The organism is Rhizobacter sp. P3_C12, from assembly GCF_056402735.1.
This window is the reverse complement of record NZ_JBFUGW010000110.1, coordinates 1-20,375: the sequence shown is the minus strand read 5'-3', so window position 1 is coordinate 20,375 and position 20,375 is coordinate 1. Positions and strand designations below refer to the sequence as shown.

The 20,375-nt window shown below is 68.2% G+C and carries 22 protein-coding genes and 1 tRNA gene; 12 read left to right on the top strand and 11 right to left on the bottom strand.

From position 1 onward, the window contains the following. The first annotated feature begins 308 nt into the window (after positions 1-308). The 6 genes from AC1DXV_RS17875 to soxA all read left to right on the top strand — a co-directional run bounded on the left by AC1DXV_RS17875 (position 309) and on the right by soxA (position 5,019). Positions 309-812, top strand: a complete 504-nt coding sequence (locus AC1DXV_RS17875; protein ID WP_477843272.1) for a (2Fe-2S)-binding protein — start codon at positions 309-311, stop codon at positions 810-812. Between the two features lie 86 nt (positions 813-898). Further along, a complete protein-coding gene (locus tag AC1DXV_RS17870) occupies positions 899-3,070 on the top strand; it encodes a xanthine dehydrogenase family protein molybdopterin-binding subunit (protein WP_477934788.1) in 2,172 nt (723 codons plus the stop codon). Beyond that, a complete protein-coding gene (gene soxX, locus AC1DXV_RS17865) occupies positions 3,070-3,486 on the top strand; it encodes a sulfur oxidation c-type cytochrome SoxX (protein WP_477873128.1) in 417 nt (138 codons plus the stop codon). Before AC1DXV_RS17870 ends, soxX begins: the two co-directional genes overlap by 1 nt. Then, a complete protein-coding gene (locus tag AC1DXV_RS17860; RefSeq protein WP_477873126.1) occupies positions 3,483-3,932 on the top strand; it encodes a SoxY-related AACIE arm protein in 450 nt (149 codons plus the stop codon). The genes soxX and AC1DXV_RS17860 overlap by 4 nt, the downstream gene beginning before the upstream one ends. A 7-nt stretch (positions 3,933-3,939) precedes the next feature. Then, positions 3,940-4,260 (top strand): thiosulfate oxidation carrier complex protein SoxZ, encoded by a 321-nt coding sequence (soxZ, locus tag AC1DXV_RS17855; RefSeq protein WP_477873124.1) that lies wholly within the window; start codon positions 3,940-3,942, stop codon positions 4,258-4,260. A gap of 3 nt (positions 4,261-4,263) precedes the next feature. Next, positions 4,264-5,019, top strand: a complete 756-nt coding sequence (gene soxA / locus AC1DXV_RS17850; protein WP_477934786.1) for a sulfur oxidation c-type cytochrome SoxA — start codon at positions 4,264-4,266, stop codon at positions 5,017-5,019. Positions 5,020-5,023: 4 nt separating this feature from the next. Here soxA and AC1DXV_RS17845 read toward each other — a convergent pair whose 3' ends face one another. Further along, positions 5,024-6,241 carry an MFS transporter gene (locus AC1DXV_RS17845; RefSeq protein ID WP_477934784.1) on the bottom strand — a complete coding sequence of 406 codons (1,218 nt, stop codon included), beginning with the start codon at positions 6,239-6,241 and terminating at the stop codon, positions 5,024-5,026. Positions 6,242-6,333: 92 nt separating this feature from the next. On the opposite strand from AC1DXV_RS17845, the gene AC1DXV_RS17840 reads away from it, so the two are divergent. Next, the gene (locus tag AC1DXV_RS17840; protein ID WP_477871843.1) at positions 6,334-6,909 is read left to right on the top strand and encodes a TetR/AcrR family transcriptional regulator; all 576 of its coding nucleotides are present in this window, start codon (positions 6,334-6,336) and stop codon (positions 6,907-6,909) included. 4 nt (positions 6,910-6,913) lie between these two features. Here AC1DXV_RS17840 and AC1DXV_RS17835 read toward each other — a convergent pair whose 3' ends face one another. From AC1DXV_RS17835 to ispB, 9 genes are all read right to left on the bottom strand, one after another. Further along, positions 6,914-7,621: a hypothetical protein gene (locus AC1DXV_RS17835; RefSeq protein WP_477871841.1), complete on the bottom strand. Its 708-nt coding sequence runs from the start codon at positions 7,619-7,621 to the stop codon at positions 6,914-6,916. Positions 7,622-7,710: 89 nt separating this feature from the next. Beyond that, positions 7,711-7,917, bottom strand: a complete 207-nt coding sequence (locus tag AC1DXV_RS17830) for a DNA gyrase inhibitor YacG (protein ID WP_477871839.1) — start codon at positions 7,915-7,917, stop codon at positions 7,711-7,713. Beyond that, positions 7,914-8,672, bottom strand: a complete 759-nt coding sequence (gene zapD / locus AC1DXV_RS17825) for a cell division protein ZapD (RefSeq protein WP_477934782.1) — start codon at positions 8,670-8,672, stop codon at positions 7,914-7,916. Before zapD ends, AC1DXV_RS17830 begins: the two co-directional genes overlap by 4 nt. A gap of 64 nt (positions 8,673-8,736) precedes the next feature. Beyond that, positions 8,737-9,354 (bottom strand): dephospho-CoA kinase, encoded by a 618-nt coding sequence (gene coaE / locus AC1DXV_RS17820; protein ID WP_477934780.1) that lies wholly within the window; start codon positions 9,352-9,354, stop codon positions 8,737-8,739. 16 nt (positions 9,355-9,370) lie between these two features. Further along, complete coding sequence (locus AC1DXV_RS17815) at positions 9,371-10,222, bottom strand: prepilin peptidase (RefSeq protein ID WP_477934778.1); 852 nt, start codon at positions 10,220-10,222, stop codon at positions 9,371-9,373. A 9-nt stretch (positions 10,223-10,231) separates the two neighbouring features. Further along, positions 10,232-11,455, bottom strand: coding sequence for a type II secretion system F family protein (locus AC1DXV_RS17810; protein ID WP_047500138.1), 1,224 nt, complete (start codon positions 11,453-11,455; stop codon positions 10,232-10,234). Between the two features lie 76 nt (positions 11,456-11,531). Continuing rightward, a complete protein-coding gene (pilB, locus tag AC1DXV_RS17805) occupies positions 11,532-13,259 on the bottom strand; it encodes a type IV-A pilus assembly ATPase PilB (protein ID WP_477934790.1) in 1,728 nt (575 codons plus the stop codon). Positions 13,260-13,462: 203 nt separating this feature from the next. Continuing rightward, positions 13,463-13,539: transfer RNA gene (locus AC1DXV_RS17800), tRNA-Pro, on the bottom strand. A 75-nt stretch (positions 13,540-13,614) separates the two neighbouring features. Then, positions 13,615-14,610 carry an octaprenyl diphosphate synthase gene (ispB, locus tag AC1DXV_RS17795; RefSeq protein ID WP_477872644.1) on the bottom strand — a complete coding sequence of 332 codons (996 nt, stop codon included), beginning with the start codon at positions 14,608-14,610 and terminating at the stop codon, positions 13,615-13,617. Positions 14,611-14,856: 246 nt separating this feature from the next. Here ispB and rplU point away from each other — a divergent pair, with 246 nt between their 5' ends. From rplU to proB, 4 genes are all read left to right on the top strand, one after another. Next, positions 14,857-15,168 carry a 50S ribosomal protein L21 gene (gene rplU / locus AC1DXV_RS17790; RefSeq protein WP_477872642.1) on the top strand — a complete coding sequence of 104 codons (312 nt, stop codon included), beginning with the start codon at positions 14,857-14,859 and terminating at the stop codon, positions 15,166-15,168. A gap of 15 nt (positions 15,169-15,183) precedes the next feature. Then, the gene (gene rpmA, locus AC1DXV_RS17785; protein ID WP_047500144.1) at positions 15,184-15,444 is read left to right on the top strand and encodes a 50S ribosomal protein L27; all 261 of its coding nucleotides are present in this window, start codon (positions 15,184-15,186) and stop codon (positions 15,442-15,444) included. A 132-nt stretch (positions 15,445-15,576) separates the two neighbouring features. After that, positions 15,577-16,668, top strand: coding sequence for an Obg family GTPase CgtA (gene cgtA / locus AC1DXV_RS17780; RefSeq protein WP_477934776.1), 1,092 nt, complete (start codon positions 15,577-15,579; stop codon positions 16,666-16,668). A gap of 5 nt (positions 16,669-16,673) precedes the next feature. After that, positions 16,674-17,792, top strand: coding sequence for a glutamate 5-kinase (gene proB, locus AC1DXV_RS17775; protein ID WP_477934774.1), 1,119 nt, complete (start codon positions 16,674-16,676; stop codon positions 17,790-17,792). Positions 17,793-17,796: 4 nt separating this feature from the next. Here the strand turns inward: proB and AC1DXV_RS17770 are convergent, their stop codons facing one another. Then, positions 17,797-18,396 (bottom strand): RNA pyrophosphohydrolase, encoded by a 600-nt coding sequence (locus tag AC1DXV_RS17770; RefSeq protein WP_047500147.1) that lies wholly within the window; start codon positions 18,394-18,396, stop codon positions 17,797-17,799. Between the two features lie 134 nt (positions 18,397-18,530). On the opposite strand from AC1DXV_RS17770, the gene AC1DXV_RS17765 reads away from it, so the two are divergent. Further along, a complete protein-coding gene (locus AC1DXV_RS17765; RefSeq protein ID WP_477870071.1) occupies positions 18,531-20,276 on the top strand; it encodes a proline--tRNA ligase in 1,746 nt (581 codons plus the stop codon). Positions 20,277-20,375 lie beyond the last annotated feature (99 nt).

The following is a 20,375-nucleotide window of genomic DNA, read 5'->3' as shown; positions in this document are numbered from 1 at the left end:
GTGCCGGGCGGCCGTCGGTGCCGTGGCAGGCGGCGCAGGTGGCGGCGAGCGAGCGCAGTGCGAGATCGTCGGCCGACAGCGCGGCCGACAGCGCGGCCGAAGGCGCGGCGGCGGTGCTGCCGGTGGCCGCGGCCAGCGCAAAGGCCAGCCAGGCGGGGTGCTGCGAGGTCATGCGGGTGTCTCCTCCACGCGAAGCCCGGATCTTCGGGGCCCCGCAGAATCCTACGGTTTTCGTCCCCTATGCGCAGCAGGGGCTTCGGCCTGGGCCGCTCCTGAGAGATGCTCCGTCGCCAACCCAGGAGAGACCGATGCCCCGACTACACGTCAATGGAAGCGTCCGCGAGTTCGAAGCCGAGCCCGACACGCCGCTGCTGTGGGTGCTGCGCGAGCAGTTGGAGCTGACCGGCACCAAGTACGGCTGCGGCATCGCGCAGTGCGGTGCCTGCACGGTGCACCTCGACGGCGTGCCCACGCGCAGCTGCGTGCGCCCGGCCTCGACGGTGGGGCCGGAGGAGAAGATCGTGACGATCGAGGGCCTGTCGGCCAACGCCTCGCACCCGATCCAGAAGGCCTGGGCCGCGCTCGACGTGCCGCAGTGCGGCTATTGCCAGTCCGGGATGATCATGGCGGCGGCCGCGCTGCTGAAGGCCAAGCCGCGGCCCACCGATGCCGACATCGACGACGCGATGACCAACATCTGCCGCTGCGGCACCTACAACCGGGTGCGCGCGGCGATCAAGGCGGCGGCGCACGGCGGTGATCCGAAGCAGGCGGGGCTCAACATCGTGCACATCGACGGAGGCAAGGCATGACGCGGGCCGAGCGCCGGGCCGCTCCCAAGCCGGCCCGCATCCCCTCGGGGGATCGATCGATGTACTCATCGAGCGGAGGGGTCGTCATGACTCGGCGCGGCTTTCTCGCCGGTTCGGCGGCGACCGGCCTGGTCGTCGCATTCCACATTCCGTTCGCCGGCGAGGCTGCTGCGCAGGCCGCTACGCCGGAGATCAACGCCTGGGTCGTCGTGCAACCCGACGAGACGGTCGTGATCCGCATCGCCCGCTCGGAGATGGGCCAGGGCTCGCTGACCGGCCTCGCGCAGCTGGTGGCCGAGGAGCTCGACTGCGACTGGTCGCGCGTCAAGACCGAGTACCCGACGCCCGGCCAGAGCCTCGCGCGCAAGCGCGTCTGGGGCAACTTCTCGACCGGTGGCAGCCGCGGCATCCGCGAATCGCACGACTACGTGCGCAAGGGCGGCGCGATCGCCCGCACGATGCTCGTGCAGGCCGCGGCCGACGGCTGGCAGGTGCCGGCCGCGCAGTGCCAGGTCGACAAGGGCGTGATCACGCATGCGGCGAGCGGCCGCAAGACCACCTACGGCAAGGTCGCGCTGGCGGCCGCGCAGCTCACGCCGCCCGCCGACGTGGCGCTGAAGGACCCGAAGGACTGGAAGCTCGCTGGCAAGCGCCTCGCGCGGCTGGACACGCGCGGCAAGCTCGACGGCTCGCAGGTCTACGGATCCGACCTGAAGCTGCCCGGCATGCTGAACGCGGCGATCCGCGACTGCCCGGTGTTCGGCGGCAAGCTCGCGAGCTTCGACGCGGCGGCCATCGCCGGCCGGCCCGGCGTGAAGAAGGTGCTGCGCGTCGGCGACAGCGCGGTGGCCGTGGTCGCCGACACCTGGTGGCGCGCGAAGTCCGCGCTCGATGCGTTGCCGGTGGTGTGGGACGAAGGTCCGAACGCGAAGATCGGCAGCGCCGAGATTGCTGCGACCTTGAAGGCCGGTCTCGATGCGCCGGAGGCGGCGGTCGGCAATTCGAACGGCGATGCGCGGGCGGCGCTGGCCTCGGCCGCGCGGGTCGTCGAGGCGGTCTACAGCTATCCGTTCCAGAACCACGCGACGATGGAGACGATGAACGCGACCGCGAAGTTCACGCCCGCGTCCGACGGCACGCCGGCGCGCTGCGAGGTCTGGACGCCGACGCAGAACGGCGAGGCGGCGCATGCGGCGGCGGTCGAGGCGTCCGGGCTGCCGGCCACGCAGTGCGAGGTCTACAAGCTGCTGCTCGGCGGCGGCTTCGGCCGGCGCGGTGCGGTGCACGACTGGGTGCACCAGGTGGTCGCGATCGCGAAGGAGATGCCCGGCACGCCGGTCAAGCTGATCTGGTCGCGCGAAGAGGACATGACGCACGGCCGCTACCACCCGATCACGCAGTGCAAGCTGCGCGCCGGTTTCGACGCGGCCGGCAACCTGACGGCGCTGCACATGCGGATCTCCGGGCAGTCGATCCTGGCCGGCGTGTTCCCGCAGAACATCCGCGACGGCAAGGACCCGGTGGTGTTCCAGGGCCTGAACGCGCCCGGCCCCGAAGCGTCGATCGGCTACAGCGTGCCGAACCTGCTGATCGACCATGCGATGCGCAACCCGCATGTGCCGCCGGGTTTCTGGCGCGGCGTCAACCTGAACCAGAACGCGATCTACCTCGAGTGCTTCATCGACGAGCTCGCACTGGCGGCGAAGCAGGATCCGCTCGCGTTCCGGCGCAAGCTGATGAGCCAGCATCCGAAGCACCTGGCGGTGCTGAACGCGGCGGCCGAGCGCGCTGGCTGGGGCAAGCCGGCGCCGAAGGGCGTGTTCCGCGGGATCGCGCAGACGATGGGCTTCGGCAGCTACGTCGCCGCGGTGGCCGAGGTGTCGGTCGACAAGGACGGCAAGCTGAAGGTGCACCGCATCGTCGCGGCCACCGACCCCGGGCACGCGGTCAACCCGCAGCAGATCGAGGCGCAGGTCGAGGGCTCGTTCGTCTACGGCCTGTCGGCCGCGCTGTACGGCGGCTGTACCGTGAAGGACGGGCGCATCGAGCAGACCAACTTCGACACCTACCCGGTGCTGCACCTCGACGAGATGCCGAAGGTGGAGACGGTGGTGATGCCGTCCGGCGGCTTCTGGGGCGGGGTCGGCGAGCCGACGATCGCGGTGGCGGCGCCGGCAGTGCTGAACGCGATCTTCGCGGCCACCGGGCAGCGCATCCGCGAGCTGCCGCTGAAGAACCACTCGCTGAAGAAGGCGTGATGCGGGCGATGGCGATGGGCTCGGTGGCGGCCGTGATGGTGGCGTGTGCTGCGCCGGTGCCGCGCGATGCGCTGCCGCAGCCGCTGACCCCGGTGCCGGGCGACGCGGCGCGCGGGCGCGCGATCGTAGCGAGCCGGCAGGCCGGCCTGTGCCTGCTGTGCCACCCGGCGCCGATCCCCGAGGAGCGCTTCCAGGGCAACCTCGCCCCCGACCTGGCCGGTGCCGGCGCGCGCTGGTCGGCCGCGCAGCTGCGGCTGCGCATCGTCGATGCGCGCCGGCTGAACCCGCAGACGATCATGCCGCCGTACCACGACACCGGCGGCCTGCAGCGTGTCGGCACCGCATGGCAGGGGCGGGCGGTGCTCGATGCGCAGCAGGTCGAGGACGTGGTGGCCTGGCTGGTGACGCTGCAGTGAACACCGCGCTGCATCGCCGCGAGCTGTTGCAATACGGCCTCGCCGCCGGCGGCCTGCTGCTGGTGCGGCCGGCGCGGGCGACCAGCTTCGAGATGCAGTCGGCGATCGCGGACTACGCGTCCGGCGCGCCGGTGAAGCCGGGCAAGGTGAAGTTCGACATCCCGCCGCTGGTCGAGAACGGCAACGGCGTGCCGATCACCGTCAGCGTCGACAGCCCGATGACGGCCGCCGAGCACGTCACCGGCATCGCGGTGTTCAACGAGCGCAACCCGCAGCGCGACGTGGTGCGCTTCACGCTGGGGCCGCGCGCCGGACGCGCGGTGGTGTCGACGCGGATCCGGCTCGCGACCTCGCAGCAGCTGGTGGCGGTGGCGCGGCTGAGCGACGGCACGTTCTGGTCGCAGGGCGTCGACGTGCTGGTCACGCTGGCCGCCTGCCTGGAGTGACGGCGCGATGGCCCGCACGCTGATCACCGCACCGGCCACCGCGAAGCGCGGCGAGGTGATCGAGCTGCGCACGCTGATCGCGCACCCGATGGAGACCGGCTTCCGGCCGGGCGCCGACGGCCTGCTGCTGCCGCGCAACCTGATCACGCGCTTCAGCTGCCGCTACAACGACGAGCTGGTGTTCAGCGCCGACCTGCATGCCGCGATGGCGGCCAACCCGTACATCGCGTTCTTCACCACCGCGACCGAGAGCGGCACGCTGAGCTTCCGCTGGGAGGGCGACCACGGCTTCTCTCAGACCGAGACGGTGGCGATCAGCGTGGGCTGAGCGATGCGGCGCGCGCTGGGGCTGGTCCTGCTGGTCGTGACGGTGGCGTCCGCGCAGGAGGCGCGCCGCTCCGGCTTCGACGACATGAGCCCGTCGACGCAGGCGATGCAGCGCGACGATGCGCAGAACCCGGCGATGCTGTGGGTCCAGGACGGCGCGGCGCTGTGGGCGCGCGCGCCGTCGCCATCGGCCCCCGCCTGCGCGGGCTGCCACGGCGATGCGCGCGAATCGATGCGTGGCGTGGCGGCGCGCTACCCGGCGTATGACGAGGCGCTCGCGCGGCCGATCGACCTGGCGATGCGCATCAACCGGTGCCGCGAGACGCGCCAGGGCGCGTCGCGGCTCGCACCCGACAGCCAGGAGCTGCTCGGGCTCGAAAGCTACGTGGCGCTGCAGTCGCGCGGGGTGCCGATCGAGCCGCCTGCCGATGCGCGGCTGCTGCCATGGCGCGAGCGCGGCGAGGCGCTGTACCGCGAGCGCATCGGCCAGCTGAACCTGTCGTGCGCGCAATGCCACGACGAGCGGGCCGGCCAGCGGCTGGGGGGCGGCCTGATCCCGCAGGGCCATGCGAACGGCTACCCGCTGTACCGCCTCGAGTGGCAGGGCGTCGGGTCGCTGCTGCGGCGCATCCGCAACTGCATGACCGGCGTGCGCGCCCAGCCGCTGCCGGCGGAGTCGCCGGAGTCCACCGCGCTCGCGCTCTACCTCGCGTGGCGCGACCGCGGGATGGCGATGGAGTCGCCCGCGGTGCGCCCCTGAGCCGTCAGCGCGCCGTGTTGTTGCGCAGCGAGGCGAACAGCGCGGCCAACGCCATCACGACGAGCAGGCCGCCGTAGCCGAGCGTCGTGGCGTGCAGGCCGAACAGGCCGGTGCCGAGGCCGGCGATGATGGCGGGCACGCTGAACGCCAGGTAGCTCAGCGCGAAGAAGCCCGCCATCAACCCGGCGCGCTCGTGGGGCGCTGCCAGCGGCACCAGGCTGCGCACCGCGCCGTTGAAGCCGGCGCCGAAGCCGAAGCCGGCCACCAGCGTGCCGCCGAAGAAGGCGAGGCCCGAGCCGGCATGCACGCCGACCAGCGTCAACGACAGGCCGATCACCAGCGCCAGCGCGCTGCCGGTCAGCACCGCGGGCGCAGGGCGCAGGCGCACCCAGCCGATCGCCGCGGCGCCCGCCAGCACCAGCGTGGCGATCAGCGCGCCGCCGGTCGTCGGCGCGGAGGTGCCGGTGACCAGCTTCGCGAGCGTCGGCCCGAGCGACAGGTAGAAGCCGCCGAGTGCCCAGCTCGCGGTGTTGAGCGGCAGGATGCGCCACAGCGTCGCGCGTGCCGCGGCCGGGATCGCGATGCGCGGACGCAGCGATTGCCAGACGCCCGGGCGGCGCGTCACGGTGTCGGGCAGGAACAGCGCGGCCAGCGTCTGCAGCGCGAGGATCGCCAGCAGCACGTCGAACACCAGGTGCATCGGCGCCGGCGCGAACTGCACCAGCGCGCTGGCGCCGAGTGCGCCGACGGCCATGCCGAACATCGGCGCGACGCTGTTGAACAGCGCGCCGCGGGTGGGGCTCAGGTCGAGCAAGGTCGCGCTCAGCGCGCTGGTCGCGATGCCGGTCGCGAAGCCCTGCACGATGCGCGCCGCCAGCAGCCAGCCGGCCGACTCGGCAGACCAGAACAGCACGATCGACAGCAACTCGATCAGCAGCGACGCGAGGATCACGGTACGCCGGCCGAGGTGGTCGGACAGCGCGCCGAACACCAGCAGCGCCGCGAGCAGCGCGAAGGCGTAGCTGGAGAAGATCACCGTCAGCGCGAGCGGGCTGAAGCCCCAGGCCTCGCGGTACAGCGCGTACAGCGGTGACGGCGCGCTGGAGGCGGCGAGGAAGCTGGCGACCAGCGAGACCGTCAGCCACAGCGAGGCGAGGGGGCCGAGGCGCAGCCCGGCCGCGCGGAGGGCGGCGGGCGCAGGGGCGAGTGCGGGCGTGGTCATGTTGGCTCCTTCAGCTAACGCAAAAAAATTGCGTTAGCGGATTCTGAACCCATTCTCGAGCTAAAGCAAATACTTTGCGTTAGCATGGTTTCATGACTGCAACCACCACCCCGCGGCCGGGCGGCCGCAGCGCCCGCGTCCAGGCGGCCGTCCACCGTGCCACGCGTGAGTTGATCGAGCTGCACGGGCGCGCCGAACTCACCGTGCCGATGATCGCGGCGCGTGCCGAGGTCACGCCGTCGACGATCTACCGCCGCTGGGGCGATCTCGGCGAGTTGCTGGCCGATGTGTCGGTCGAGCGGATGAAGCCGGATGCGCAGCCGGCCGACACCGGTTCGGTCGCCGGCGACCTGGTGGCCTGGGCGCAGCAGTTCCATGAGGAGATGTCGTCGCCGATCGGGCTGGCGATGATGAAGGACGTGCTGTCGACCGAGGCCCATGGCGAAGGCACCGCGCCGTGCCAGTGCGCGCAGTTCACCGCGGCGCAGATCGCCGTGATCTTCGAGCGCGGCGTGGCGCGCGGCGAGCCGGTGCCCGAGGTGCAGCGGGCGATGGACGTGGTGGTCGCGCCGATCATCTACCGCGCGCTGTGGGGGCCGGTGCCGGCCTCGTCGGCGCTGGTGGAGCGCTGGGTCGCGGAGTGCCTGGACGGGGCGGGCGCGCGCTGAGCTTTCAGCGGCCGGCGTCGGGCTCGCTGCGCCAGACCGGCAAGGCCTGCTCGAACGGCGTGGCGGCCGTGCCGAACACGGCCGGGTCCTGGGCGCGCTTCAGCCAGGCCCGCGTGTCGTGGTGGGCGCCGGGCAGCGGCTGGTCGGCGCGGAATGCCTCGAACCAGTCGTGCACCGCGCGGTAGCGCTCGGGGTGCTGCGCGCGCGTCCACGCGAGCCCGACCAGGTCGGCGAACCCTTCTTCCCAGCGCGTGGCGCGCATGTCGCGCTCCAGGTCGGCCTGCGGGGCCGTGCTGGCGTCGAGCGCGTCGGTGAAGCCTGCTACCGGCGGGGTGTGCCACGCGCCTTGCACGTAGCGCCAGCAGTGGCCGAGCTCGTGGGCGGTCATCGCCTCGACGATGGTGTCGCGCAGCTCGGCCGGGATCTTCTCCAGCGTGGATTCGGCCTCGGGGTTGCCGCGCATCGTCAGCACCAGCTTGCAGCGGCCGTCGACATAACCCATCGCGATCGGCGGCTCGCCGCCCTGCGCCACCGGCTGGGCGACGATGTCCAGCGGCAGGCCCTGTGCCCGTGCATAGGTGATCACCGGCCACGCGGCCTGCATCCAGCGGGTCTCCAGCGGCGTCAGCGCCGCGGCACCGGCCTGCAACGGGAGGCAGGTGACCGAGACGAAGCCCAGCACCAGAACGACATCGACGACACGCTTCCACATGGCTTCCCATTGAACCGGGAACGGCCGCCCTCGTGGGGCCGATCAACCAGGGGAAAGCGCGCCAGTTCGCACGCCGCGGCGGAATTCGCTCAGTCGTCGGTGTCGGAAGAGGGCGTCGCGCCGCTGCCCGGCGGGGGCGGCGCGGCGACGCGGTAGCTCTCGCTCGCCCAGGCGCCGAAGTCGACGTTCTTGCAGCGCTCGCTGCAGAACGGGCGGTAGGGGTTGTCGCTCGCGTAGAGGCTGTCGCCGGCGCAGGTCGGGCAGCGCACGATGCGGGGCTTGGCGGGGGTGTTCATGCGCACAGCGTCAGTTCGAAGGTGGCGTCGATCGCCGCGGGCTTCAGCCGGCCCTCGGCATCCTGCTTCATCAGCCGCACCATCACCATCAGGCGGTGGCCGCTGATCTCGGGCACCAGCTGGCGGCTGCCGTTGTCGATGCGCACGCGCAGCAGCTGGTACACGCGGCCGGCCGGCAGGCTCTGCTGGTACTGACCGCCCTGCGTGACGACCTTGTGCGGCACGCCCGCATCGCGCAGCAGCCCGAGCAGCACGCTCAGTGCCTCGGCGAGCGGCGTCAGCGTCGCGATCCAGCCCGACAGGTCGGCGCGCCGGCTCGCGGCGTCATGCTGCTGCCACGCGTAGTAGGCCGGCAGGTCGAACTCGCAGGTGCCGCCGGGAATGCTGATGCGGCTGCGGATGCTCATCAGCCATTCGTTGGCCGTCAGCACATGGCCGGCCTTGCCGGGCAGCTGGTTCAGTCCGTTGAACGCATGGTCGACGCGTGCCATCACCTCGAGCAGCGCCCCTTCGGAGATCGCCGGGTTGCCGCGGTAGCTCTGCAGCAGCGCCCGCTGGCGCTCGAGCTCCTTCAGCAGGTCGGACTTCAGGTCGGCGCGCGATGCGACGTCCATGATCTCGAACATCGTCGCCAGCGCGTAGTGGTGGTCCACGGCTTCGTCGCGCGGCAGCAGGCGCCCGAGGCGGTCGAACAGGTGTTCGAGTCGGAGCATCGTGCGGATGYTCTCGTTGAACGGGTATTCGTACAGGACCAAAACGGCGGCTTTCCGGGCGATCAATGTGACAACGTGACGCCGGATTGTTCCACAGGGTGGCACTTCATCGCGATGTGATCCATCGTGATTCGATCCAGCTTGCCCAGAGACTGCGGACTTCGGCCGCAAGTTCCGCCAGACTCAGGTTCTCGTTGAAGATCACCGCGTCGGCAGCGGCACGGCGTGCCTCGCGGCTGGCCTGCTGGTCGATCACGGCCTGCACCGCGGCCACGGCCCAGCCCGATCGGCGCGTGACGCGCGCGATCTGCGTCGCAGCAGGGCAGTCGACCACCAGCACGCGGTCGACCCGGGCCCGCCAGCGCCCGGATTCCACCAGCAGCGGCACGTCGAAAACCCGGGGGCGATCGCCTGCGGCGGCCGCCTGGCGATCGCTCTCGATGCCGATCAGGGGATGCAGGATGGCTTCGAGCTGCGATTTCGCGGCGGGGTCGGCGAACACGATCTCGCGCATGCGGGCGCGGTCGAGGCCGCCGTCGGCGCCGATCGCCGCGGCACCGAACTGCGCGCGCAAGGCATCGATCGCCGCGCCGCCCGGCGCCGCCAGCGAACGGGCGATGGCATCGGTGTCGATCACCGCCGCGCCCAGGTCGGCGAGCATGCCCGCGACCGTGCTCTTGCCGCTGCCGATGCCGCCGGTCAGGCCGATGCGCAGCGCGGCCATGCGGTTGCTCCGGCGTTCAGGCCCAGCCGAGCCAGCCGAGCACGCGCGCGTGGCCTGCGAGCAGCACGACGATGCCGCCGCCGGCGAGGAAGGGGCCGAACGGCACATAGCGCCCCTCGCGCAGCGAACTCATGGCCTTCATGCCGATGCCGACCACCGCGCCGATCACCGAGGCACCCAGCACGATCGGCAACACCATCTGCCAGCCCAGCCAGGCGCCCAGCGCCGCGAGCAGCTTGAAGTCGCCGAAGCCCATGCCCTCCTTGCCGGTGGTCAGCTTGAAGAGCCAGTAGACGGACCACAGCGACAGGTAGCCGGCGACCGCGCCCCACAGCGCCAGCGGCAGCGGGATCGTCCAGCCGAGCGCGCTGGCCACCAGGCCGGCCCACAGCAGCGGCAGCGTCAGGTTGTCGGGCAGCAGCGTGGTGTCCCAGTCGATGCCGGCCAGCGCGATCAGCACCGCCACCATGCCGCACCACAGCAAGGCCACCGGCTGCGCGCCGAAGCGCCATCCGACGGCTGCGAACAGCACGCCGGTCAGGATCTCGATGAACGGGTAGCGCGCCGAGATGCGCGTCTTGCAGGCCGAACAGCGCCCGCGCAGCCACAACCAGCTCAGCACGGGAATGTTCTCGTACCAGGTGATCATGTGGCCGCACGACGGGCAGCGCGAGCGCGGCTTCGACAGCGTGATCGGCTCGGGGACGTCGATCTTGACGCCGAGCATCTCGGCGCTGTCGATCTTCCAGCCACGCTCCAGTGCCATCGGCAGGCGATGGATCACGACGTTCAGGAAGCTGCCGATGCACAGGCCGAAGACGGCCAGTGCAGCGGGGGTCAGGAAGATTTCAAGCAGGTCCTTGTCCATCTCGGCCGGTCACACCACCTGGCCGATCTTGAAGATGGGCAGGTACATCGACACGACGATGCCGCCGATCAGGACGCCCAGGATCACGATGATGAACGGTTCCATCAGGCTCGACAGGCCCTTGACGGCCTCGTCGACCTCGTCCTCGTAGAACTCGGCCGACTTGCCGAGCATGCCGTCGAGCGAGCCGGATTCTTCACCGATGGCGCACATCTGCAGGACCATCGTCGGGAAGATGCCGGTGGTCGACATCGAGGTCGTCAGGCTGGCGCCGGTCGACACATCCTTCTGGATCTGTTCGGTGGCTTCCTTGAAGACGGCATTGCCGGAGGCACCACCGACCGAGTCGAGCGCTTCGACGAGCGGCACGCCGGCGGCGAACATGGTCGACAGCGTGCGGGTCCAGCGGGCGACCGCCGACTTGTAGACCAGGTCACCGAACACCGGAACCTTCAGCAGCAGGCGGTCCATCGCCTTCTGCATCTTCTCGGAGCGCTTCCAGGATTCCAGGAAGAAGTAGGTGCCGCCGCCCAGGAAACCGAAGATCGCCCACCAGTAGCTGACGAAGAACTTCGACAGCGCGATCACCACCAGCGTCGGTGCGGGGAGATCGGCGCCAAACGACTTGAACACTTCCTCGAAGGCCGGGATCACGAAGATCATGATGACCGCGATGACGACGAAGGCGACGACCAGCACCGCCACCGGGTACATCAGCGCCGACTTGATCTTGTTCTTGATGGCCATCGTCTTTTCTTGATAGATGGCCAGTCGATCAAGCAGCGCTTCCAGGATACCGCCGGCTTCACCGGCCTCCACCAGGTTGCAGTACAGCGCGTCGAAATACAGGGGGTGCTTGCGGAATGCCGACGACAGGCTGGTACCTGTCTCGACGTCGGTGCGGATGTCGGTCAGCAGCTTGGTCAGGCGCGGATTGGCGCTGCCGCGCGCGACGATGTCGAAGGCCTGCAGCAGCGGCACGCCGGCGCGCATCATCGTCGCCAGCTGGCGCGTGAAGATCGCGATGTCCTTCTGCTTGATCGAGCGGCCGCCGCCCATGCGGCGCTTCTTGACCTTGTTGACCAGGATGCCCTGGCGGCGCAGGCTGGCGCTGACCACGGCTTCGCCGCCCGCGCGCATCTCGCCGCGAACGATCTTGCCGTTCTTGTCCTTGCCTTCCCACTCGAAGACGAATTCCCGGATGTTGCTCTTCGCCGCAGTCGCAGTTGCCATGGTGCCTCCGAGAACACACCGGTCCTCGTCCCGTTGAATAGTTGTTCGACACGTGCCGCGAACGGCACGGATTGCATCACTCGTTGGTGACGGAGATGACCTCTTCCAGCGTCGTGAATCCGGCACGGACCTTGATCAGGCCGGATTGACGCAGGTCGCGGATGCCTTCCTTGCCGGCCTGGTCCGCGATGTCCATCGCCGTTCCTTCGGCCAGGATGATGCGCTGAATGTCTTCGCTGATGGGCATCACTTGGTAAATGCCGACACGGCCTTTGTAGCCGTTGCTGCAGGCGGAGCATCCGACAGCCCGGTACGGTTTCCAGGTGCCGTCGATGTCCTTCTCGGCGAAACCGGCCTTCAGCATCGCCTCGCGCGGGTAGTCGGCGGGCGTCTTGCACACCTCGCACAGGCGCCGTGCGAGGCGCTGCGCAGTGATCAGCAACACGCTGGACGCGATGTTGAACGGGGCCACGCCCATGTTCAGCAAGCGGGTCAGGGTGGTCGGCGCGTCGTTCGTGTGCAGCGTCGACATCACCATGTGGCCCGTCTGAGCCGCCTTGATCGCGATGTCGGCGGTCTCCAGGTCGCGGATTTCGCCGACCATGATCACGTCCGGATCCTGGCGCAGGAACGACTTCAGGGCCGCCGAGAAGGTGAGCCCGGCCTTGTCGTTGACGTTGACCTGGTTGATGCCCGGGAGGTTGATTTCCGCGGGGTCCTCGACGGTCGAGATGTTGACGCCCGGCTGATTCAGGATGTTCAGGCAGGTGTAGAGCGACACGGTCTTGCCGCTGCCGGTCGGGCCGGTCACGAGGATCATGCCGTATGGGCGCCCGATGCACTTCAGCAGGCGGTCTTTCTCGATCTTCTCGTAGCCGAGGGCTTCGATGCCGAGCTTGGCGCTGGACGGGTCGAGAATCCGGATCACGATCTTCTCGCCGAACAGCGTGGGCAAGGTGCTGACCCGGAAGTCGATCGCCTTGTTGCCGAACTTCAGCTTCATCCGGCCGTCTTGCGGGACGCGCTTCTCGGAGATGTCTAGCCGCGAGATCACCTTGATGCGCGATGCGAGCTTTTCCTTGATCGCGATCGGCGGCTGCGTGATTTCACGCAACTCGCCGTCGACGCGGAAACGCACGCGGTAGTGGTATTCGTAGGGCTCGAAGTGCAGGTCGGAGGCGCGGGCATTGATCGCGTCGATCAGCATCTTCTGCAGGAAGCGCACGACCGGGGCGTCCTCGACGTCGGTCGTGACCTCCTGGCTTTCCGGTGCCGCCGTGGTGTCTTCGTCGGTGACGTCGAATTCGAATTCGCCGCCGACGATGTTCTCGAGCGACTCGGTGGCGCTGGCACCGCTGCTCTCGAGGATCTTCGCCAGCTTGTCGTGCTCGACGATGATCCATTCCGGCGACAGCTGCGTCGCGAACTTGATGCGTTCAGCGGCTTCCTGGTCGGTCGGGTCGGCACCGCCGATGAACAGGCGGTTGCCGCGTTTGCCCAGCACGAGCACCTGATACTGAACGGTCAACTTGGCGTCGATGACGTTCTTCGGCAGCTTCTGGGGATCGACCGCATTCAGGTCGAGCAATGGCAGCGCGAGCGCCGTGGCCAGGGTGTGCGCCAGATCGGCGGGGGAGACCGCGCCGGCGGCGATGACCGATGCAACGAAGCTGGCTTTCTTGTCCTTCGAGGACTTGACCAGGTCTTCCGCGGTCTTTGCATTCAGCTTGCCTGCATGCACCAGGACCCGGGCAACGCCGGAAAGTGCAGATTGGGGGGCTTCGGCAAGAGTGTCCACAGGCAGGTTTCGTGCAAAAAACAAGTCGACGATCGGACGATGATCGCCGATTCATGTGGCACTGTAAACCGAAGCCGGCCCGGGAGCGGTCAAGAAGTCACGCCAAGCAGCCGGATCGCGTGCAACAGATTGCGTCAGGGTGACGGCGACTGAGGATCCAACCTGAGGAACAACTTGATGGACAACGGCAGCGAGGACTGCCRAAAAACTGGTCGGGGTGAGAGGATTCGAACCTCCGGCCTCTACGTCCCGAACGTAGCGCTCTACCAGGCTAAGCTACACCCCGATCTTCCGGTGCGAACCCGCGAGCATCGCGAGGCACCTGATGACAAACAAGTCGCAGTGTTCTGATTCGGGGGTCTCAGAACGACCTGTCGATCGATCGAAAACACAATTCTAGCAGAGCTTCGCGGTGTTTCGAGTCGGGCAGCGACAAGAGACTCGTGCGTGCCTTGTCGGCCTCGTCGCGCGCAGCTTGCCGCGTGGCGTCCAGCGCACCGGTGAGGCGGACGATCTCGACGATTTCCGCCAGGCGATCCACCTCTCCGTGCTCGATCGCATGGCGCACCACGGCGCGTTGTTCTGCGCTGCCGCGTTCCATGGCCAGCAGCAGCGGCAGCGTCGGCTTTCCTTCGCGCAGGTCGTCGCCGACGTTCTTGCCCAGTTGCTCGGTCGCGCCTTCATAGTCGAGCAGGTCGTCGACCAGCTGGAAGGCCGTCCCGAGCGCTCGACCGTAGCTCGCGCAGGCCTCTTCGATGTGCGGCGGCGCATCTGACAGCACCGCACCCAGTCTCGCGCTGGCCTCGAACAGCTTGGCCGTCTTGAACCGGATGACCCGCAGGTAGTCGTCGACCGCGATATCCGGGTCGTGCATGTTCATCAGCTGCAGCACCTCGCCCTCGGCGATCACGTTCGTCGCGTCGGCCAGGACTTCGAGCACCCGCATGCGGTTGACCGACACCATCATCTGGAAGGCGCGCGAATAGAGGAAGTCGCCGACGAGCACGCTGGCCGCGTTGCCGAACAACGCATTGGCGGTTGCCCGGCCACGGCGAAGCTCCGACTCATCGACGACATCGTCATGCAGCAGCGTTGCCGTGTGGATGAATTCGACGATCGCGGCCAGCTCGAACCGCTCCGGCCCCCGAAAGCCCAGCGCGTTGGCAAACAGCAACACCAGCATCGGGCGAATGCGCTTTCCACCGGCGCTGATGATGTAGTTGGAAATCTGGTTGATCAGGGCAACGTCGGAGGACAGGCGCTGCCGGATCACCTGATCGACCTCGCTCATTTCCGGTGCCATGAGTTGCGCGATGTCGGGCACGGGACTGGTGGGATGCGTGGTGGAGGTCTGCACGGAAGGCTCGGGTGGTTGCGCGAAATTATAGGAAGCAGGCGCGTGCCACCGATTTGTGCAGGATTGCCCGCTCGGTGAATGGCTCATCGCTGGTGTCGGGCTTTCCCCGGCTTGGCGGCGCGTGATAGACTCGCGGGCTCTGCATTTCCTGCAGGGTTCGCGCATGGGGTGCCGGTAATCGAGCAGATCAAGAGATCGAGCTGATCGAGAGCCCAGCCCCTGGCGGAATTCATCGAAAGGGCTGATATGTACGCGGTCATAAAAACCGGCGGCAAACAAGAAAAAGTTGCTGCAGGCGAAAAGATCAAGATAGAACAGATTGCTGCGGATGTTGGCCAAGAGATCACGATCGACCAGGTGTTGGCTGTCGGAAACGGCGCTGACCTGAAGATCGGGACTCCCTTGGTTGCGGGCGCAAGCGTGAAGGCCACCGTGGTGGCGCAAGGCAGGCACGACAAGGTGCGCATCTTCAAGATGCGTCGTCGCAAGCACTACCAGAAGCGGCAAGGTCACCGCCAGAACTTCACCGAGATCGAAATCACTGCGATCGTCGGCTGATCAAGGAGTCACACCATGGCACAGAAAAAAGGCGGCGGTTCCACACGGAACGGCCGCGATTCCCAACCGAAGATGCTCGGCGTCAAGGCCTTTGGTGGCCAGCAGATTCCGGCCGGTTCGATCATCGTCCGCCAGCGCGGCACGAAGTTCCATGCCGGTCAGAACGTCGGCATCGGCAAGGACCACACGCTGTTCGCACTGGTCGATGGTGAAGTCAGCTTCGCCATCAAGGGCCCGCGCAACCGCCAGACGGTCAGCGTCAAGACGGCAGCGTGAGCTGCGGCTGCCTCGCGCAGCCGGCGTTGATCCCGAGCCCCGGTCACCCGGGGCTTTTGTTTTTTCCGGTCGCCGGACGACCGGTGGCCTACCATGCAGCCTCTGGCGGTGCGGTGGCCTGTGGGCGAGATCATGAAATTCGTAGACGAAGCGACCATCGATGTGGCGGCAGGCAACGGCGGCAATGGCTGCATGAGCTTTCGCCGCGAGAAGTTCATTCCGTTCGGTGGACCGAACGGGGGTGATGGCGGGCGCGGCGGCAGCGTCTTCGCCGTCGGCGATCGCAACCTGAACACGCTGATCGATTTCCGCTACGCCCGACGGCACGAGGCCCGCAGCGGCGAGAACGGCCGCGGGTCCGACCAGTACGGCGCCGCTGCCGAAGACATCGTGCTGCGCATGCCGATGGGCACGATCATCAGCGACACCGAAAGCGGCCAGGTGCTGGCCGAGTTGCTGGTGCCTGACGAGAAAGTGCTGCTGGTCAAGGGCGGCGACGGCGGCTTCGGCAACCTGCACTTCAAGACCAGCACCAACCGCGCACCGCGCCAGAAGACGCCCGGCTGGCCCGGCGAGCAGAAGAAGCTGAAGCTCGAACTGCGCGTGCTGGCCGATGTCGGCCTGCTCGGCATGCCGAACGCCGGCAAGTCGACGCTGATCGCCGCGATCTCGAATGCCAAGCCGAAGATCGCCGACTACCCGTTCACGACACTGCACCCGAACCTGGGCGTGGTTCGCGTGGCGCCGGAGCAGAGCTTCGTCGTGGCCGACATCCCCGGCCTGATCGAGGGCGCAGCCGAAGGTGCCGGCCTCGGCCACTACTTCCTGCGCCACCTGCAGCGCACCCACCTGCTGCTGCACCTGGTCGACATGGCGCCGTTCGACGAGGCGATCGATCCGGTCGCGCAGGCGAAGGCCATCGTCACCGAGCTGAAGAAATACGACCAGTCGCTGCATGACAAGGCGCGCTGGCTCGTCCTCAACAAGCTCGACATGGTGCCGCTCGAAGAGCGCGAGAAGCGCGTGAAGGATTTCGTCAAGCGCTTCAAGTGGAAGGGGCCGGTGTTCCAGATTTCCGCGTTGACGCGCGAAGGCTGCGAGCACCTGGTGCATGCGATCTACAAGCATGTGGCAGCGCTGAAGAACGTGGTGCCGGACGATCCCGATCCCCGCTTCGACGTGCCCGTGCAAGACCAGGGGTCCCCCGCTGCCGCCCACGAGTGACAACCATGAGTGACGCGCTGAAGAATGCCCGCCGCATCGTCGTCAAGGTCGGCTCCAGCCTCGTGACGAACGAGGGCCGGGGCGTCGATGCCGAGGCGGTCGGCAACTGGTGCCGGCAGATGGCGCACATCGCGGGCCAGGGGCGCGAGATCGTGATGGTCTCGAGCGGCGCGATCGCCGAGGGCATGAAGCGCCTCGGCTGGGCGACCCGGCCGAAGGCGGTGCACGAGCTGCAGGCCGCCGCCGCGGTCGGGCAGATGGGCCTGGCGCAGATCTACGAGACCCAGCTGCGGGCCTATGGCATGGGCAGCGCGCAGGTGCTGCTCACGCATGCCGACCTGGCCGACCGGGAGCGCTACCTGAACGCACGCTCGACGCTGCTGACGCTGCTGCGCATGCGCGTCGTGCCGGTCATCAACGAGAACGACACCGTCGTCAACGACGAGATCAAGTTCGGCGACAACGACACGCTGGGCGCGCTGGTGGCCAACCTGATCGAGGCGGACGCGCTGGTGATCCTCACCGACCAGAAGGGCCTGTACTCGGCCGATCCGCGCAAGGATGAATCAGCCACCTTCATCCACGAGGCGCAGGCCGGCACCCCGGAGCTGGAGCGCATGGCGGGCGGCGCCGGTTCGAGCCTCGGCCGCGGCGGCATGATCACCAAGATCCTGGCCGCCAAGCGGGCCGCGCGCAGTGGCGCCTCCACCGTCATCGCCTGGGGCCGCGAGCCCGACGTGCTGATACGCCTGACCCAGGGCGAGGCGATCGGCACCGCGCTCAACGCGCCGACGCAGAAGATGGCGGCCCGCAAGCAGTGGATGGCCGACCACCTGCAGCTGCGCGGCGCCGTCGTGATCGACGATGGCGCGGTCGCGAAGTTGCGCGACGAAGGCAAGAGCCTGTTGCCGATCGGGATGATCGAGGTGCACGGCGAGTTCGCGCGCGGCGACGTGATCGCGGTGCGCTCGGGCGCGGGCCTCGAGATCGCGCGCGGCCTGGCGAACTACTCGAGTTCCGAGGCGCGCCTGATCGCGCGCAAGCCGTCGAGCGAGTTCGAGCGGCTGCTCGGCTTCACAGGCGAATCGGAGATGATCCACCGCGACAACCTGGTGCTCGGCTGAAGGCTCAGCCCTTCGGGTCGCCCGGTTCGTCGTCGAACGCCTGCGGCTCGGTCGCCGGCCTCGATTCCTCGAAACCGTCGTCCCGGTGGTGCGGGCGCATGCCCGAGCGAAGGTAGCGGTTGTGGTGGTTCCCGCGCGGCAGGAAGCGGGCGAGTTCGGTCAGCGCCATCTGGTAGACATCGCGCTTGAACTCGATCACCACCTCGAGCGGCACCCAGTACTCGTTCCAGCGCCAGGCGTCGAACTCGGGGTGGTCGGTCGCGCGCAGGTTCATGTCGGTGTCGCGGCCGGTCAGCTGCAGCAGGAACCAGATCTGCTTCTGTCCGCGGTAGTGGCCGCGCGCGTCGCGGCGGATGAAATGGTCGGGTACTTCATAGCGCAGCCAGTCGCGCGTGCGCGCGATGATGCGAACATGATCCTGCGTCAGCCCCACCTCCTCGTGAAGCTCGCGGAACATCGCCTGCTCAGGCGTTTCACCGTATTTGATGCCCCCTTGCGGGAACTGCCAGGAGTGGGTCCGGATCCGTTTGCCCCAGAAAACCTGGTTCTTCGTATTGAGCAGGATGATGCCGACGTTGGGTCTGAACCCTTCTCGGTCGAGCATAATCAACCTCAAATTCCTTAGTTGAATTCATTATTGCACTGGCATGACGGGAATCAACCCCGTGGCTTTCCCTCAAGCCTTGCCGGGTGCTGTTTTCTTCAGCGTTCTTTTTCGGCGTTCTCCCCCGCATCCCCATGAAAGCCTCCCAGTTCTTCGTTTCGACCCTCAAGGAAGCTCCTGCCGACGCGGAAGTCATGAGCCACAAGCTGATGCTGCGCGCGGGGTTCATCAAGCGACTCGGTGCAGGCATCTACACCTACATGCCGATGGGGCTGCGGGTGATCCGCAAGGTGGAGGGCATCATCCGCGAGGAGATGAACCGCGCCGGCGCCGTCGAGCTGCTGATGCCGGTCGTGCAACCGGCCGAGCTGTGGCAGGAAACCGGGCGCTTCCAGAAGATGGGGCCGGAGCTGCTGCGCGTGAAGGATCGGCACGACCGCGACTTCATCATCCAGCCGACCTCCGAGGAGGTCATCACCGACATCGCGCGCCAGGAGCTGCGCAGCTACCGCGCGCTGCCGAAGAATTTCTATCACATCCAGACCAAGTTCCGCGACGAGCGCCGCCCGCGCTTCGGCGTGATGCGCGGCCGCGAGTTCACGATGAAGGACGCCTACTCCTTCGACCGCGATCTCGATTCGGCGCGCAAGAGCTACCAGGCGATGTTCGACGCCTACGTGCGCATCTTCGAGCGCCTGGGCCTGCAGTTCCGCGCGGTGGCTGCCGACACCGGCGCGATCGGCGGCGAGGTCTCGCAGGAGTTCCAGGTCATCGCCGACACCGGTGAGGACGCGCTGGTCTACTGCCCGACCTCCGATTACGCTGCCAACATCGAGCTCGCCGAGGCCCTGCCCGCGGTGGCGCAGCGCGGCGCCGCCATCGCCGCGCTGAAGCGCACGCCGACGCCCAAGGCCAGCACCTGCGCCGATGTCGCGGCGCTGCTGGGCGTGCCGCTGCAGACCACCGTGAAATCGCTGGTGCTCGCCACCGACGAGAAGAACGACGCTGGCGACCTGAAGCAGACGACGCTCTGGCTGCTGCTGGTGCGTGGCGATCATTCGCTGAACGAGGTCAAGGCCGGCAAGCTGCCCGGCTTCAAGGAAGGGTACCGCTTCGCCACCGTGTCGGAGATCGAGGACCACTTCGGCTGCAAGCCCGGCTACCTCGGCCCGATCGGCCTGCGCAAGCCGGTGAAGATCGTCGCCGACCGCACCGTCGCCAACATGAGCGACTTCATCTGCGGCGCCAACGAGCCCGACATGCACATCACCGGCGTCAACTGGGGCCGCGACCTGCCCGAGCCCGACCTGGTGGCCGACATCCGCAACGTGGTCGAGGGCGATGCATCGCCCGACGGCAAGGGCGTGCTGGCGATCCAGCGCGGCATCGAGGTCGGCCATGTGTTCCTGCTCGGCACGAACTACACGAAGGCGATGAACGCCACCTACCTCGACGAATCGGGCAAGCCGCAGCTGATGATGATGGGCTGCTACGGCATCGGCGTCACCCGCATTCTGGGCGCGGCGATCGAGCAGCGCCACGACGAGCGCGGCATGCTGTGGCCGACCGCGATCGCGCCGTTCAGCGTCGTGATCTGCCCGATCGGCTACGACCGTTCGGCCGAGGTGCAGGCCGCCGCCGACAAGCTGCACGACGAACTCGAGGCCCTCGGCATCGACGTGATGCTCGACAACCGCGGCGAGCGCCCGGGCGCGATGTTCGCCGACTGGGAACTGATCGGCGTGCCGCACCGCGTGGTGCTGTCCGACCGCGGCCTGAAGGAAGGCAAGGTCGAGTACCAGGGCCGCGCCGATGCGCAGGCGACGGCGGTCGCGGCCACCGAGGTGCTGGAGTTCATGAAGGCGAAGCTGGCGTCATGACGTGCGAGTGGCCCGCGGCGGCGTCCCCCGCTGCGGGAGCCGTGCGGCGGCGGTGGCTGCTGGCCGCCGCGGCCGCTCCGTGGCTGGCCGCGCTGCCGG

Coding starts and splice junctions, on each gene's coding strand:
- AC1DXV_RS17810 (WP_047500138.1), bottom strand. CDS start 11,455: ATGGCAACTGCGACTGCGGCGAAGAGCAACATCCGGGAATTCGTCTTC.
- cgtA (WP_477934776.1), top strand. CDS start 15,577: ATGAAATTCGTAGACGAAGCGACCATCGATGTGGCGGCAGGCAACGGC.
- AC1DXV_RS17765 (WP_477870071.1), top strand. CDS start 18,531: ATGAAAGCCTCCCAGTTCTTCGTTTCGACCCTCAAGGAAGCTCCTGCC.
- proB (WP_477934774.1), top strand. CDS start 16,674: ATGAGTGACGCGCTGAAGAATGCCCGCCGCATCGTCGTCAAGGTCGGC.
- soxA (WP_477934786.1), top strand. CDS start 4,264: ATGCGGCGCGCGCTGGGGCTGGTCCTGCTGGTCGTGACGGTGGCGTCC.
- AC1DXV_RS17830 (WP_477871839.1), bottom strand. CDS start 7,917: ATGAACACCCCCGCCAAGCCCCGCATCGTGCGCTGCCCGACCTGCGCC.
- AC1DXV_RS17840 (WP_477871843.1), top strand. CDS start 6,334: ATGACTGCAACCACCACCCCGCGGCCGGGCGGCCGCAGCGCCCGCGTC.
- AC1DXV_RS17770 (WP_047500147.1), bottom strand. CDS start 18,396: ATGCTCGACCGAGAAGGGTTCAGACCCAACGTCGGCATCATCCTGCTC.
- AC1DXV_RS17870 (WP_477934788.1), top strand. CDS start 899: ATGACTCGGCGCGGCTTTCTCGCCGGTTCGGCGGCGACCGGCCTGGTC.
- AC1DXV_RS17875 (WP_477843272.1), top strand. CDS start 309: ATGCCCCGACTACACGTCAATGGAAGCGTCCGCGAGTTCGAAGCCGAG.
- rpmA (WP_047500144.1), top strand. CDS start 15,184: ATGGCACAGAAAAAAGGCGGCGGTTCCACACGGAACGGCCGCGATTCC.
- soxZ (WP_477873124.1), top strand. CDS start 3,940: ATGGCCCGCACGCTGATCACCGCACCGGCCACCGCGAAGCGCGGCGAG.
- AC1DXV_RS17835 (WP_477871841.1), bottom strand. CDS start 7,621: ATGTGGAAGCGTGTCGTCGATGTCGTTCTGGTGCTGGGCTTCGTCTCG.
- rplU (WP_477872642.1), top strand. CDS start 14,857: ATGTACGCGGTCATAAAAACCGGCGGCAAACAAGAAAAAGTTGCTGCA.
- AC1DXV_RS17845 (WP_477934784.1), bottom strand. CDS start 6,241: ATGACCACGCCCGCACTCGCCCCTGCGCCCGCCGCCCTCCGCGCGGCC.
- coaE (WP_477934780.1), bottom strand. CDS start 9,354: ATGGCCGCGCTGCGCATCGGCCTGACCGGCGGCATCGGCAGCGGCAAG.
- AC1DXV_RS17815 (WP_477934778.1), bottom strand. CDS start 10,222: ATGGACAAGGACCTGCTTGAAATCTTCCTGACCCCCGCTGCACTGGCC.
- soxX (WP_477873128.1), top strand. CDS start 3,070: ATGCGGGCGATGGCGATGGGCTCGGTGGCGGCCGTGATGGTGGCGTGT.